At 36.5% G+C, this 14,630-nt stretch carries 17 protein-coding genes; 10 read left to right on the top strand and 7 right to left on the bottom strand.

The genetic code is table 11. The features are described from left to right. Window positions 1-132: 132 nt before the first annotated feature. The 3 genes from JOE44_RS01620 to JOE44_RS01610 all read right to left on the bottom strand — a co-directional run bounded on the left by JOE44_RS01620 (window position 133) and on the right by JOE44_RS01610 (window position 3,239). Window positions 133-597 carry a hypothetical protein gene (locus tag JOE44_RS01620; RefSeq protein ID WP_209784044.1) on the bottom strand — a complete coding sequence of 155 codons (465 nt, stop codon included), beginning with the start codon at window positions 595-597 and terminating at the stop codon, window positions 133-135. 25 nt (window positions 598-622) lie between these two features. Then, on the bottom strand, window positions 623-1,081 hold the full coding sequence (locus tag JOE44_RS01615) for a lipocalin family protein (protein ID WP_209784043.1): 459 nt from the start codon (window positions 1,079-1,081) through the stop codon (window positions 623-625). 136 nt (window positions 1,082-1,217) lie between these two features. Beyond that, on the bottom strand, window positions 1,218-3,239 hold the full coding sequence (locus tag JOE44_RS01610) for a hypothetical protein (protein ID WP_209784042.1): 2,022 nt from the start codon (window positions 3,237-3,239) through the stop codon (window positions 1,218-1,220). Window positions 3,240-3,374: 135 nt separating this feature from the next. Between JOE44_RS01610 and JOE44_RS25080 the strand changes: the two genes are divergently transcribed. Then, window positions 3,375-3,989 (top strand): DUF4377 domain-containing protein, encoded by a 615-nt coding sequence (locus JOE44_RS25080; RefSeq protein WP_245169678.1) that lies wholly within the window; start codon window positions 3,375-3,377, stop codon window positions 3,987-3,989. A 127-nt stretch (window positions 3,990-4,116) separates the two neighbouring features. Here JOE44_RS25080 and JOE44_RS01595 read toward each other — a convergent pair whose 3' ends face one another. Then, entirely contained in the window at window positions 4,117-5,049 is a 933-nt protein-coding gene (locus JOE44_RS01595; protein WP_209784041.1) for an SPFH domain-containing protein, read from the bottom strand. Window positions 5,050-5,246: 197 nt separating this feature from the next. Between JOE44_RS01595 and JOE44_RS01590 the strand changes: the two genes are divergently transcribed. The 6 genes from JOE44_RS01590 (at window position 5,247) to JOE44_RS01565 (ending at window position 8,996) form a co-directional block, all read left to right on the top strand. Continuing rightward, the gene (locus JOE44_RS01590; RefSeq protein ID WP_105681884.1) at window positions 5,247-5,819 is read left to right on the top strand and encodes a Crp/Fnr family transcriptional regulator; all 573 of its coding nucleotides are present in this window, start codon (window positions 5,247-5,249) and stop codon (window positions 5,817-5,819) included. 107 nt (window positions 5,820-5,926) lie between these two features. Beyond that, window positions 5,927-6,460 (top strand): YceI family protein, encoded by a 534-nt coding sequence (locus JOE44_RS01585; protein ID WP_209784040.1) that lies wholly within the window; start codon window positions 5,927-5,929, stop codon window positions 6,458-6,460. A 27-nt stretch (window positions 6,461-6,487) separates the two neighbouring features. After that, window positions 6,488-6,706, top strand: coding sequence for a 4-oxalocrotonate tautomerase family protein (locus JOE44_RS01580; RefSeq protein WP_105681882.1), 219 nt, complete (start codon window positions 6,488-6,490; stop codon window positions 6,704-6,706). An 8-nt stretch (window positions 6,707-6,714) separates the two neighbouring features. Then, on the top strand, window positions 6,715-7,449 hold the full coding sequence (locus JOE44_RS01575; protein WP_209784039.1) for an SDR family oxidoreductase: 735 nt from the start codon (window positions 6,715-6,717) through the stop codon (window positions 7,447-7,449). After that, window positions 7,446-7,898 carry a nuclear transport factor 2 family protein gene (locus tag JOE44_RS01570; protein WP_209784038.1) on the top strand — a complete coding sequence of 151 codons (453 nt, stop codon included), beginning with the start codon at window positions 7,446-7,448 and terminating at the stop codon, window positions 7,896-7,898. Before JOE44_RS01575 ends, JOE44_RS01570 begins: the two co-directional genes overlap by 4 nt. Before the next feature lie 24 nt (window positions 7,899-7,922). Next, window positions 7,923-8,996 carry a nitronate monooxygenase gene (locus tag JOE44_RS01565; RefSeq protein WP_209784037.1) on the top strand — a complete coding sequence of 358 codons (1,074 nt, stop codon included), beginning with the start codon at window positions 7,923-7,925 and terminating at the stop codon, window positions 8,994-8,996. A 7-nt stretch (window positions 8,997-9,003) separates the two neighbouring features. Here the strand turns inward: JOE44_RS01565 and JOE44_RS01560 are convergent, their stop codons facing one another. Next, on the bottom strand, window positions 9,004-10,359 hold the full coding sequence (locus JOE44_RS01560) for a deoxyguanosinetriphosphate triphosphohydrolase (protein ID WP_209789041.1): 1,356 nt from the start codon (window positions 10,357-10,359) through the stop codon (window positions 9,004-9,006). 202 nt (window positions 10,360-10,561) lie between these two features. Between JOE44_RS01560 and JOE44_RS01555 the strand changes: the two genes are divergently transcribed. Together JOE44_RS01555 and JOE44_RS01550 are read left to right on the top strand one after the other, a co-directional pair. Continuing rightward, the gene (locus JOE44_RS01555) at window positions 10,562-11,191 is read left to right on the top strand and encodes a class I SAM-dependent methyltransferase (RefSeq protein ID WP_209784036.1); all 630 of its coding nucleotides are present in this window, start codon (window positions 10,562-10,564) and stop codon (window positions 11,189-11,191) included. An 89-nt stretch (window positions 11,192-11,280) separates the two neighbouring features. Continuing rightward, a complete protein-coding gene (locus JOE44_RS01550; RefSeq protein ID WP_209784035.1) occupies window positions 11,281-12,015 on the top strand; it encodes a DNA-formamidopyrimidine glycosylase family protein in 735 nt (244 codons plus the stop codon). Between the two features lie 194 nt (window positions 12,016-12,209). Here JOE44_RS01550 and JOE44_RS01545 read toward each other — a convergent pair whose 3' ends face one another. Together JOE44_RS01545 and JOE44_RS01540 are read right to left on the bottom strand one after the other, a co-directional pair. Then, a complete protein-coding gene (locus JOE44_RS01545) occupies window positions 12,210-12,932 on the bottom strand; it encodes a LytTR family DNA-binding domain-containing protein (RefSeq protein WP_209784034.1) in 723 nt (240 codons plus the stop codon). Next, a complete protein-coding gene (locus JOE44_RS01540) occupies window positions 12,932-14,008 on the bottom strand; it encodes a histidine kinase (protein WP_209784033.1) in 1,077 nt (358 codons plus the stop codon). The genes JOE44_RS01545 and JOE44_RS01540 overlap by 1 nt, the downstream gene beginning before the upstream one ends. 191 nt (window positions 14,009-14,199) lie before the next feature. On the opposite strand from JOE44_RS01540, the gene JOE44_RS01535 reads away from it, so the two are divergent. Next, window positions 14,200-14,628, top strand: a complete 429-nt coding sequence (locus JOE44_RS01535) for a hypothetical protein (protein WP_209784032.1) — start codon at window positions 14,200-14,202, stop codon at window positions 14,626-14,628. Window positions 14,629-14,630: the final 2 nt, after the last annotated feature.

Here is a 14,630-nt window from a genome sequence, read left to right as displayed (position 1 = left end):
ATAAAATCCTTGCGTCTTACATACACTTGGTTTGTAAAAATCTTAGCGCCTTTGCGTGTTCAAAAAAACTTATACTTAGTATTCCAAATTCTATTTCTCTATTGAGATTGCTTCACCTTCGGTTCGCAATGACTATGCGTCGGTAGAATTCTGTTTATTCTGATAAAGTTTTTTCCCAATCAGATATCCCAATGAAGGCAGAATGAAAGATAATACTACCGGGAATATCAATGCCAGGCCTGAACCCTCAAGAATAACCGTTAGAGAAAAAAGATACCCGTTATACACAAGCAGTGCCAGTGTAAAGAAAAAACTGTCACTATTGCCATTGGAAAGGATATTAAAATGGCTTCCAAACTGATCAAATAAACCGGAACAGATGAATAAAAATACATTCACAAAAAATACCCACAGAACAGTTCTGTAGATCATTTTCTGCTTTGCATTCAGGTATCCTGCAAAGATCAGAAAAAGGGACAGGATTCCGGAAACGGTATAATCCAGGCTGGACATTGCTACCTCACTTCCGGTTCTTCCAAAGAAATATAAAGCATATAGCAGAATATTCAGGAGATAGATTATTGTTACATAATTCATACGTCAAAAAGTTTAGGGTTTACCATTAATATTTTTTTTCAAGTATGTCGTAGTGAACCGTATTTACTATTTTTTCAGCAAGAGCGTCTCCATTCACACTTGTCCGTTTAGGAATATAACTTGAAAAAGTTATTGTATGATCTTTATTCAATGTTACTTCCACCTCTTCAAGAATATTTTGGTCATCTACATAAAACTGAATTCTGTTTTCTACAATCCTCCAAAAAGAAAGTCTGGGTTCTGAGGGACTGCAGTCACCTGTTTTTCCTTCCACATAGTTATAAATGGCAAAGCCATCTTCCCGGATCGCATAATTCCTCATCAAACGGCAGTTATCAAATTGTTTTACTACCTTCTTGTTATCTTCATAAAATCCGGATTCCTTCAGTTTCCAGAATCCTGTAACATTTTCTTTGGTTAATTTTTGCGCCTTCACCAATGGAGAAACCGCCATAAAAAACGCAAGAACAAATATCTTGTGCATGGGTTAATCTTATAATTGTATGATTTTAAACGAATATATCCTTAGAATAAAAAGTTTCAGCGGGCGGCTTCGCCGCCCGCTGAAACTTTAAACTTAAAACTTTGAACCTTAAATTTTAAACTTTGAATTTAAAGTTTTATTTAAATTTCTTCTTAAAACTGAATTTCAGCATATTCATCAGTCCTGGTTCAATAATGTCTATTCCCAGTCCGAAATTACTATCTGCAACAGTATGATGGTCAGTTCTGAACTGTTCAAACTCATTTTGCGGAATCTCAAGATTGACCAGAGGGTGGTATTCTATAGATACACTTGCCCCGTTTTTATGTACTTTTTTACGGCTTTTATAGTCAAAATATGGATTTGCAATGGTACTTTCCTGAATGGTATATTTTTCTTCCATATCAATTTTCTGATCTGTATGGAGATTGATTTCATATTTCTCACTGTCGAAATTATGCCAGAATGGTAAATCTTTGTGCATAAAGTCTCTTGCGCCTGCCTTCACTACATTTCGGTCAAAGTACATCAGAAAACGGTTTTTCTGAGGATCTACAAAATACGGATTCTCAACAACAGCTGTATATTGAATCTTGACTTCATTCAGCCTTTTATCATCACTTACCACATCAATTGCAGCATCTTTGAATACATTTCTGACATCAGTACCATTTCTGTCTCCTGAATAATTAAGCGCATAGAAAAGGAAACTGTTCCAGGTGTCTATAATTTCTCTTTTATTGGTACTTTTAAAATACCTTCTCATTGCATTGGCTCTGCTTCCTTTGTAAGTAGTTGACAACGTAAGATTTCCGGTATTCCCTTGTGCATTCAGATCTACTTTTTCATCAATACAGAAATAAGGGAATTTATAAGATTTCCTTACCTGCAGTTCCTGATCTTTTTTCACTTCCAGATAATGCATAAAATACATAAATCCTCTGTTTTCAATCAGCCCGAATTCATCACGGATAGTAGCATCAATAAAATACTCTTCGCCTTTATAGTTCACTTTTACGACAACATGGTTAAAGTTTAGCAATGATGGCAGATAATATTTAATATAATAATCGGTATTAAAATTCACCAGTACAACGGATGCATCTACTCCTATATAATCAAGGATTACTTTTAACAGAACGGATTTTGCTTTACAGTCACCCTGTTTATTTTCATAGGTTACTGACGGCTCCTGCGGCTTATGCCCATTCATTTCATCAGCATTGAAAATATAATAGATGTGGTTCTGAACATATTCTATCGCAAACTGCAGTTTTTCATCCTGATCAGCTATAGCGTCCAGTTTTTCAACCAGATTCGGAGCAAAATCCTCTAAAGAAGAAGCATTAAAAATCTCCTCATAGATGGGTACAATATAGTTGGAAAGATCTTTCCAGTTACTGTCTGTAGCAAAATCTATAAAAGGAAAAATTTCACGTCCTGAGTCTACAGGATTGATATAATTCTCTTCTTCAATCACAAACCGTTCTCCTTTTTTCAGATGATTGGTCTCCGGCTCAAGAACATGGCCCTGTTCGTCTCTGAAAAATGTTTTTTTGTAGGCAATAGTCTGCTCACGTTCGTTGATAAAAGTGAATTTAAAACTGCCGTAAGCCCAGTAATTATCAGGACTTACCCAAACATATTTTGAGAATTCCTTTCTTAGAAAATCACGGTCTGTGAATTCTTTAATTCTTGAATCTTCCAGAATCAGTACATCATACAGCCTGAGATCTTTGATGGTAATATTGATCTTTTTATTGCTGCTCAAAACTCCTCCACTACTTTGATTCTCACTGTCAAGAACCTTAATTTTCGTATCCGGAATCTTATCAATCAAAACGCCATCTCTCAACACACTGATTCTGTGAATCTGATACACTTCATTCTCTTCCACAATGACATCAGAAACCGAGGCTCTTTCCAGGTTTCCAGGTTCGTTCAGGGTATATGCCATACAGACATATTCACTGTTTTCTTTATTGCTTGTATAGTATTTTTTGTCTAAAAAATAGCAGTAATCACGACCTTCATCAATTTGTCTCTTGGCAAATTCGGAGTCTTTGATTCGGTTTTTTATTTCCTCATCCCCGATATTTCCTGCCCACATTTCAGGTTTTTGAATCCTGTAATTTTCAACTTGCATTTGATTTTCCATATTTATTATAAGAATTATGTTTTGTGGTTAGTGTTTAAGAAATTCAAATTAAACGATTAAAAAAATAAAAAGCAATAGCAGAAGTACTACAATTTCGGCATAGTAATTGCGAGGTATGGGGAAAAAATCAAGTTTATGAAAAGTATAGCAACAATTCTAAAGGGGACTGTACCCGCATTAGCATTATTTGCAATGACGCAATGTACAACCACAGCCAATGCATCCGCAGGTGATGAAAAAACATTCATCGTAGGACCACAGACGGCAGACTGTACAGGCGTAGCTCCTATGAAATGTCTGCAGGTAAAAGAAAACACTTCCGCAAACTGGACCAATTTCTACAGCAATATCGAAGGATTTACTTATGAACCGGGATATGAATATGTTTTAAAAGTAAAAACAGAAAAAATTGCCAATCCGCCAGCTGATGGATCTTCTATAAAATACACATTGGTAAAACAGGTTTCTAAAACAAAAAAGAAAGAACTGGCAGCTAATGAAAAAACAATTATCGTAGGGCCACAAACCGTAGACTGTTCTGCAGGAGCAGGTCGTATGAAATGCATGCAGGTAAAAGAAAATGCTTCTGAAAACTGGACTAATTTCTACAGCAGTATTGAAGGATTTACTTATGAACCGGGTTACGAATATGTTTTAAAAGTAAAAACAGAAAAAATCGAAAACCCTCCGGCAGACGCCTCTTCAATCAAATATACATTGGTAGAACAAGTTTCTAAAACGAAGAAATAATTAATAAAAAAAGTTCCTGAAATTTTCAGGAACTTTTTTTATGTTGGAAGCTGGAAGAATGAAGTCAGAAGTTACTTTTGGTCAATCCGGAAAAGTTAACAATTATATATTCATTTTCCTTTCTATCTTAAAATCCGGTTTCTTTCTGAGGTGGATCAGGATATTTTCCTTTGGTAGTCTCTCCTACTGTATTGGCGGTTGTCATGGCTACAACCAGATCATTCAGCATTCCGCTGGCTGCAGTAGGCGAATTGGGAAGAAGTACAAGACTACTTCTGTTGCTTGCTCCCACCGAGTGCAGCGTATCATAGTGCTGTGTTACCACGATAAGCGCTGATGCTTCATGAGAATTGATGTCTACATTATTCAGCATTCTTACAGACTCTTCAAGTCCTTTTGCAATTTCTCTTCTTTGGTCTGCAATCCCTTGTCCCTGAAGTTTTTTAGATTCTGCTTTTGCAACGGCTACAATTCGGATTCTCTGTGCTTCTGATTCATATTCTGCAGCTGTTTTTTCTCTTTCTGCCGCATTAATTCTGTTCATAGCGTGTTTTACCTGCTCATCAGGATCAATATCTGTTACCAACGCTTTGATAATATCATACCCGTAGCTGTTCATCGCTTCCTGAAGTTCACTTTTCACCGCAATTGCCACATCGTCTTTTCTTACAAAAACATCGTCCAGTTTCAGTTTCGGAACCTCAGCACGCACTACATCGAATACAAACGAAGTAATTTGATTTTCCGGATTTTCCAAACGATAATAAGCATCTCCTACCTGGCTTCGGATCACCTGGTACTGAACAGAAATTTTCATTTTGATGAAAACGTTATCCAATGTTTTCGTATCAATCATTACGTCCAGCTGCTGAATTCTCAAATTCAGTCTTTTCGCAATCTGATCTATGATGGGCAGTTTAAGATGAAGCCCTGAATGTTTTACACCCCGAAATTTTCCGAAACGTTCAATAATAGCTGCAGTTTCCTGTTTAACAACAAAAAACGAAGCAAATAAAATGATAAGCCCGAAGAAAATAACGGGCGCTAAATATATACCCATAGTTTTAAGTTTTTCTAATGTGTCGCAATAAATCCTGTTTTGTTAAAAACAATTTTTACTGGTGTTTGCTTAAATATATGAAAAATAAATTTAAGACTTAGGGGATCATCTTCAGGAAATCAAACATCGGAAGTATCGCATTATTTAAATTAAAATTATTCTGAAAAAGACTTACTTTTGAATATTCATTCCCCATCATGGTTAATTCTAAAGAAATATTAAAAGATCACATTTCAAAATTTACGACGCTCACAGACGAGCAGCTGGATTATGTTTTTGGACATTTTAATCTGATTACTTTAAAGAAAGGACAAAGCCTGATCCTGGAGGGTGACTTTGTAAACCATGAATATTTTGTGCTTGAAGGCTGTTTAAAAGCTTTTTATCTTAATGACAGCATGAAAATGTTTATTCTCCAGTTTGCTATGCCGACCTGGTGGGTTACCGATTTTGATGCTCTTTATAACAAAACAAGAGCTACTATCAATGTAGATTGTATCACCAACGCAACAATACTCTCTATTTCCAATGAAGACAGAGAAAAAATCTGCAATGAAATTCACGAGGTTGAACATTTTTTCCGATGGAGAACCAATAAAGGATATGTTGCTGCACAGAAACGCCTGCTTTCTTTTATGAATAACGATGCCAAATTCCGGTATCAGGAGCTTTTATCCATGTATCCTCAATTGTATAATCTGGTTCCAAAACACCTGATTGCTTCTTATCTTGGGGTAACGAGAGAAACTCTGAGCAGACTTCATCAATAATTATCATCTTTAAATGGTTGATCTCCGCCTCTATTTTGTGAGGTACATCACGTAACTTTTTCTTTTGATCGACTGAACTTTGTGTCAATATTTAAACCCAATAAAAAATGGACACAAAAAATTTTAAAGTCAATGCCGGAAACAGTACCATCAACTGGATCGGCAGAAAAGTAACCGGAGCTCACAACGGTACAATCAATGTAAAAGAAGGAAACTTTACATTAGGAGAGGAAAAATTTTTATCAGGAAAATTCACAATAGATACCCGAAGCATCAAAATCCTTGATATCGAGGATGCTGAAACCAATACTCAATTTGCCAATCACCTGGCTTCTGATGATTTTTTTAATTCTGAAATGTTTCCTGAAGCCTATTTCGAAATCACTCACGCTGAACCTGGTGATGAAAACCTTTATTATGTAAAAGGAGATCTTACCATAAAAGGGATTAACCATCCTATCGAGACCAGCCTGCATATTGTAACAACAAACGATACCGCTGTTGTAAAAAACAAAATCATAGTCGACAGAACGAAATTCAATATCAAATTCAGATCCTCCAATTTCTTCACCAATCTTGGAGACACTTTGATCTACAACAATTTTGATTTAAACATTCATCTTGTTGCGGAAGCTTATTAATTCTATTCACCTTAAAAAATTACCATTATGCCATTTATAAAAGTAGAGGTGCTTCGCGAAGATCTTACCCGCGAAACCAAACAACAATTAATCAGAAAAATCAGTGAAGCAGTCACTTCGGTTTTGAATAAGGATCCTCATTTAACCCATATCGTGATTAACGAAATTGAAGATGATAACTGGGGATATGCCGGAGAACAGGTTTCAGTGTTAAAAGAACAAGGATTTTCAACAGTTAAAAAATAAGCATAAAAATGAAAAAGCAAACCATAATTATAACAGGAGCCTCTTCAGGAATAGGATTAGAAACAGCACGTTATTTTCTGGACAGAGGCGACAATGTAATCATCAATTCGCAAACAGCATCCAAATTAGAGGAAGTCTATCATGAACTGGGAGCCGGAGACCATCTGGCCATGGTGGCCGGAAATGTTTCAGAAAAGTCAACGGGAGAAGCATTGGTGCAGACAGCCCTTGAAAGGTTTGGTTCCATTGACGTTCTTATCAATAATGCCGGAATTTATGAGAACAAACCCTTTCTGGAAGTCACTGAAGATTATCTAGATCGATTTTTAACAACCAATTTAAAGGGAACGTTCTTCACAACACAGGCTGTCATTCCTCAGATGATCAGGCAAAAAGACGGAGTGGTTATCAATGTAGGAACGCCATTGGTATATCATGCGATTGCAGAATCTCCTTCTACAGCACCTATTTCAAGCAAAGGAGCGATTCATGCTCTTACTTTACAGCTGGCGGCAGAGTTTGGAAAAGATAATATCAGAGTTAATACGGTTGCTCCGGGATTGATAAGAACTCCGATGCATGGTGCGGATCTTGACAATAATGCAGGAATACATCTGATTAACCGCATTGGTGAGCCTGAAGAAGTCGCTCAGATGATTCATGCTATCGCCAAAAACAAATTAATTTCCGGTGCCATCATCAATGTTGATGGAGGAATGGGAGCCGGACATCATTTATCATGAAACTATCATTAATTATAGCATGGCTGTTCAGCTTTCCGTTGAGCGGCCATGCACAAAATGTAAAGGATATGAAAACCTACCTAACCCCAGAAACCGAAATAAGAAATGTCATAGAGAATTATTATTTCAAAGGAATTTATGAAGGGAATACTGAACTTCTTAAAAAAGCATTCTATAAAGGCGCTTTGCTTTTCGGAGATGTTGATGGAGTTCCCTATTTCAAAACAGCAGAACAATATATTGAAGGAGTCGGAAACCGTGTAAGCCCACAGAAATCCGGAAAAGATTTTAAAGCAATAATTCTTTCTATTGAGGTCATTAATTCGATTGCTGTTGCAAAATTACAGGTCAGAATGTATGATTTTAATTATTATAATTTCATAACTTTCAATCATATAGACGGAAAATGGTTCATCATTAACAAGACATTAACCAACGTACACCTTTAATTCAAATTTTTAAAGAGTAAAGTCATGTGGAATAAAAATAGAATTACGGAATTATTGGGTATTGAATATCCTATTCTGCAAGGTCCTTTCGGAGGAGGTCTTTCTACCGTTGCGTTGACAACAACAGTGAGTAATCTTGGCGGATTGGGAGGGTTTGGAGCTTACACATTGTCACCACAGGAAATCTATGACATTCACAAAGCCATACAATCCAAAACAGATCAACCTTACAACCTTAATCTCTGGGTAAATGATCACGATATTATTGACGAAGAACACACGAAAGAGCAATATCAAAAGACCGTTGAAACCTTCAAACCGTATTTTGATTTTTTAAATATCGATATTCCTGAAGCACTACCCTCTTTTGAATCAAGGTTTCAGAATCAGTTGGAGGTTGTTCTTGATATTAAGCCCAAGGTGTTCAGCTTTATGTTTGGTTTACTGGATGAAAATATCATTGAGGAACTTCATCGTCAGGGAACAGTGGTATTGGGAAATGCAACAACGCTGGATGAAGCGATTGCCCTGGAAAAAACGGGTGTGGATGCTATTGTGGCTTCCGGTTTCGAAAGTGGTGGCCACAGACCTTCGTTTCTGGATCAGGCTGAACTTTCTACAACGGGAACTTTCGCTTTGATTCAATTAATTAAGGATAAAGTAAAAATTCCTGTAGTGGCTGCCGGAGGAATTGCCAACGGCCGTGGCATTGCGGGAGCTTTTAAACTGGGAGCTGATGCTGTACAGATTGGAACCGCTTTTCTGGCAACTGAAGAATCCGGGGCTTTGCCAATCCATAAAGAATTTCTATTTTCTGATGCTGCTAAATCCACCACGCTTTCCAGAGCTTATACCGGAAGATTGGGACGTGGAATTACTACAAAAATCACAAGAGATGTATTGGCTGCAACAGACAAAACACTGCCCTTTCCTTTGCAGACTCATTTCATGGGAGCATTGAGAAAAGCAGCTTTGGAACAGCAAAAGAACGATCTGGTATTTTTCTGGTCGGGTCAGATTGCGCCGCTTTTAAAACATAAAAAAGCCTCCACTTTAATGCTGTCATTAATCGAAGAGGCTTCTGAATTATTACAATAAATAGAATTTACACCGTCATTCCGATGTCTATTCCTTTAATTTTTCGATACAAATCGGTCGCATAGTTATCCGTCATCCCTGAAACGAAATCAATCACACCCAGCACTTTCTGGTAATCGGTTCCGTCATTGTAAATAAATTGCTTTGGAATGAGTTTCAAAGCTTTTTCATCATAAGATTTTCTGTGGTCTTTAGTTTTCAGAATGGAAGGAATAAAATGGTCCAGCAATTCATACATTACATTATAACCGGCATTTTCAATTTCAACAACCGCTTTGTGATTGTAGATTTTTTCTACTGAGAAACTTTCAATATCCTGTAAAGCTTTATTTTCTTTTTTGTAGATATCGAGTAAACCATTTCCTAAGTTTCCTTCAAGAATCGTCTCAAAGTTATGCTTATACATCTCAATCGACTTATTGATCAAAGCATTGATTACTTTTGCTCTCAAATAGGAAATCTGTTCGTTCTCATTGGAGATAGAGCTTAACTTGGTCTCAATTCTCTGAACATCATCTGTTTCAGATTTTACCAGTTCGAAAAATAAGTTTTTACAGTCTGCAGTTGAAACAATTCCCAGTCTGTGAGCATCTTCCATATCGATGATGTTGTAGCAGATATCATCAGCCGCTTCTACCAGCCAAACAAAAGGATGTCTCTTGAAAATATGCGGTTCTTCGCTTTCAGAAATAAGCTGAGTTCCTTTTGCAATTTCGAGGAATATATCTTTTTCATTCTGGAAAAAACCGAATTTCTTCCTGTGAATGATTCCTTTTTTCTTTGCTACAGCTTCGCACGGATATTTTGCGATACTTGCCAGTGTTGAGAACGTAAGCTGAATACCTCCGGCATCTTTTCCTTGCTGTTGCTGCGCCAACACTCTGATTGCATTGGCATTTCCTTCAAAATTAACCAGATCTGCCCACTCTTTTTCATTGAACTTTGATTTCAGGTCTTTTTCGTTCCTTTCAAAATAGCTTGCAATGGCATCTTCTCCGGAATGTCCGAATGCCGGATTTCCCACATCATGACACAAACATGCGGCTGCAATTACATTTCCTAAGTTATAGAGATAAAAATTCTTTGAATCTTCAGTCAGTTCATTTTTAAAATCATCCGCAATAAATTCACCAATAATACTTCCTAGACTTCTTCCTACAGACGATACTTCTAAAGAATGCGTCAGTCTGTTGTGTACAAAAACACTTCCGGGAAGAGGAAAAACCTGAGTTTTATTCTGCAGTCTTCTGAAGGCAGAAGAGAAGATAATTCTGTCAAAATCCCTTTGAAAATCAGTTCGTGAAGCCTTGGTCTGTGGATTGTTTCCTGTACGTTGATTGGTGAAAATCTGGTTTAAATTCATCATTTTTCAAAATTACTCCAAATTTTAATTGTACGGAATAGTATTTAGATTTTTATTAGAGAGATCTGTCATTCAAAAAATCTATGATAATAAACGTTTTTTCGGAATCAGAAAGCTTGAAGAAATATTCTACATTTGATACGACTAATAAAACTGAAGAATATATCATTTTTCTTCATCCAATTTTAAATTCTTTTTTACAATGACGGACAATACATGGCTCAACAGATGGGACGAAAGGTACAGCAGCGAAGAGTTTGCGTATGGAACAGAACCCAATAATTACCTGAGAGAACAGCTCACCAGATTAACTCCTGGCAAAATACTCTTCCCTGCAGAAGGTGAAGGCAGGAATGCTGTTTTTGCAGCAACACAGGGATGGCAGGTTTCAGCTTTTGATATCAGTGCAAACGGCAGGAATAAAGCGTTACAGCTGGCTGAACAACAAAAAACCAGAATTGATTATCAGGTGGGAGAGCTTTCCACTTTGAATTATCAAAAAGAACAGTTTGATGCTATTGCCCTTATCTATGCTCACTTTCCGGGAAATATAAAATCTTCCATCCATCACATGCTGAATCAGTATCTGCGAAAAGGCGGTTTTATTATTTTTGAAGCTTTCAGTAAAAGCCATCTTGAATATATTGCAAAGAATGAAAAGGTAGGCGGGCCAAAGGATATTGAATCCTTATTTTCTATTGAAGAGATCAAAGCTGATTTTCCGGATTATGATATTATTGAATTAGCAGAAACAGAAATCGAGCTCAACGAGGGATTGTTTCATAATGGGACTGGCTCTGTGATTCGTTTTGTAGGGCAAAAACTGGTCTAAGGATATTTTAAACAGGCTGGTTTTGGGATAAAGCTCAGATTTTATTGGGTTATGGAATATTATTTGAATCTTTATCTCAAAACAAACGTATGCCTGAAGGTCCATCCATCATATTAATGAAAGAAAACCTGCAGCCATTTGCAGGTCAGCAAGTGACAGAAGTTTCAGGAAATGCCAAATTCGAGAAAGAAATTTTCATTGGCCAATCCCTTCTGGAAATCCGAACTTTTGGAAAACAAACTTATCTCGTTTTTGAAAAAGCAGCCATCCGGATTCATTTATTAATGTTTGGTTCTTACAGCATTGATGAACAAACCAAACCGGATAAAAGCTTGCGTTTAGCATTGTTTTTCTCTACGGGAAGCATCTATTTTTACACCTGTTCTGTAAAGTCTGTAGACCTTGAATTTCTCTCCACAATTGATTGGGAAGCCGATGTAATGAGCGATCAGTGGAGTCCTAAGAAAGCTGAAGAGAAATTAAAATCGAATCCAAAAATGATGGTTTGTGATGCACTGATGAATCAGGATATTTTCTCTGGTGTCGGCAACATCATTAAAAACGAAGTGCTTTTCAGAATTGGAGTACAACCGGAAAGTCTGTTGGGAAATCTACCTGCCAAAAAAAGGAAAGAACTTATAGCTGAAGCCAGGAATTACAGTTTTGATTTTCTGAAATGGAAAAGAGAATTTGTGTTGAAAAAACATTGGCTTGCTCATACTAAATCTGTATGTCCCATATGTGGACAGAAATTGATCAAAAAACAAACCGGTAAAGGAAAAAGAAGGAGTTTCTATTGTGAGAAGGATCAGAAGCTGTATTAGATCAATACTATTTTAAGTTTTGTAAGCCATTGAATGATTTATTTATCTGAACAGGCTAAAGCCCGTTTTCTATTGAATGGTTTTTTCCGCAGATTACGCAGATTTCCACAGATGATAATGTATATTTTTGATTGGTAACAGAAGGTTTCAAGGATTTTATTACTCATTTCTTATTATTCATTACTGATGAAAAGCTAGTCTGAGTTGAGAAGTCCTCCGGCAAATCTTGTAAAGAATTCAGCGCGGTAGACTTCTCCGAGAGGGATCTCGGAATCTTCGATGTATATATTATGATTATCAAATGAATCAATATAATTCATATTCACAACGTATGATTTGCTGACTCTGATGAACGTTTCCCCTGAGATTTTCTGATGAATGGTTTTTAAATTCATTGCGGTGATCAGCTTTTGCTGTCGGGTATGAATAACTACATAATCTTTAAGTCCTTCTATAAATTTAATGTCTGAAAAACTGATTTTATAGAACCTTCGCTCAGCTTTGATGAATAAAAAATCTGCGGTATTGGATTCTACCGTATTTTTCACGGTATCTTTAGACAAAAGTTCGGTATACAGTATGGCTTTATCAATGGCCTTTTCCAGCCTTTGGGGATCAATGGGCTTCAGGAGATAATCAACGGCTTCCAGTTCATAGCTCTTCAATGCATATTGGGAATAGGCTGTAGTAAAAATGATCAGGGATTTTTTTGGGAGCATTTCCGCAAACTCAAGACCTGTCACCATCGGCATTTCTATATCGAGGAAAATAAGATCTACATCATTATCTTTAAGAAATTCAAGGGCAGAAGGCGCATTGGAAAATTCACCAAGGATATCAATACTGGAAATTTCAGCAATCAGCGATCTCATTTCGGATCTTGCCAGCGGTTCATCATCAATTATAATACAGTTCATCACACGGGAATTTTTAAATTTACAATATATTCTTTATCTCCGGACTCTATCTGCAGGTCAAAAGTATCACTATAGAGAAGTTCCAGCCTTCTGGTAATATTGGCAAGGCCAAGCCCACTGTTTTTCTTATCCGAAACAGCATAGCCCGAACTTCTTGAGTTTACACATCTGAAATAAAGCTGCTTATTCTCAATATTGATTTCTATTTTCACATACGATTCTCCCCCACTGATATCCACACTGTGTTTCACCGCATTTTCTACGAATGTGGTAAATAAATTAGGGGGAATAAAAGTACTGTTGAGAACTCTTTTGTCCACCTCTGCATGAATATCAAATAAGAAATTGTCACGCCTGATTTTTTCAAGGTTTAAAAAGTTAGACAGAAAATCAATCTCTGAGGTCAGTAACGTTTTCTCTTCACTGTTTTCATAAAGCTGATACCGTAGAAATTCGGAAAGTTTGACAATCACTACCGAAGCTTTTGCGGGATCTGTTCTGATGAGTGCTTTTACATTATTCAGCATATTAAAAAGAAAATGAGGATTGATCTGGTTTCTCAGTTCATTCAACTCCATATTCAATGTAAGATTACTCAGTTCATTAATCCTTTTGTTGTCACTGATCCATTTCTGTAAAAGTTTTACTGTAGTGGTGGTCATGATAATCGGAATACACATCAGAACGCCTTCATAAATTCCTCCTTTCTCATTTTCTCTAAGAATATTTTTAATTCTGAATTCCTCGAAGAAAAGCTTAAAACCATATCCGATAAAGTTGAGTCCCAGTACTCCCATCAAAACAAGCAGGACAAGATAAGTGACATATTTTGTTTTAAAGAAAAACCGCGGAACCAATACATATATATTTATGTAAACCATGGTGATCAGGACGGTATACACAAAGAATAAAACATAATACTGATAGATCCCTGAGTACCAGTGCCAAAATCTCGCACTGTAGATCAACAGGAAAAAGAAGATCAGAAACAGCAGATGTCTTCGAAATCGGTACTTCCCTTCCACCAGAAAATCCATGACAAAGGTTTCTTCAAATTTCCAAGGGCTGTATTTCATGTGATAGGCTCGTTTTATGAGTAACAAAAATAGACAATAACGGAAATTATTACTACTTTATTATACAAAACCTGCATTTTATTATACCAATTTTGGGTTTCCCGGATTTTGTATAAAATACCTGCCATTTCGTATAAAAACACAATCACGCTGTACTTTTCTCTATTCCTTTGCATCGTAAAATGACACTTATGGAATTAACAGCTTTTCACGAACTGACTCAGGAAATATCACTAGAATGCTTTTTTATGACAGAATCTCAACAGGAAGAAAAAGTAATACAGCTTATTGATTTACATCATTTTGTAGAATGTTTTGACCCAAAAATGAATATTCTAAGCTACCTCCATCATCCTATTAATATTGTGGAACACCAGGGAGATAAAAAAGGAATTTTATTCTGTGACCTCAAGCATTCTGCCGTTCCTGACAGCAATGCTTCTGAAGAGTTTAGAAGAAGATACGGACTCTCAGAACTCTGGTTTGTTTTTGTGGAGGAAACATTTGTTACGGATACTTCCGGATATGCTGATGCGATTATTGAAAACAGTCTGGATATTTTCTATGACAGGATTTTTACATTCAATTTTTTCCAATCTATAATCCAACCCTTAAAATAAAC

Source organism: Chryseobacterium sp. PvR013 (assembly GCF_017833095.1).
GTDB classification, from domain to species: domain Bacteria; phylum Bacteroidota; class Bacteroidia; order Flavobacteriales; family Weeksellaceae; genus Chryseobacterium; species Chryseobacterium culicis_A.
Note: the sequence above shows the minus strand (reverse complement) of the source record. Positions and strands in the feature narration are given on the sequence as shown.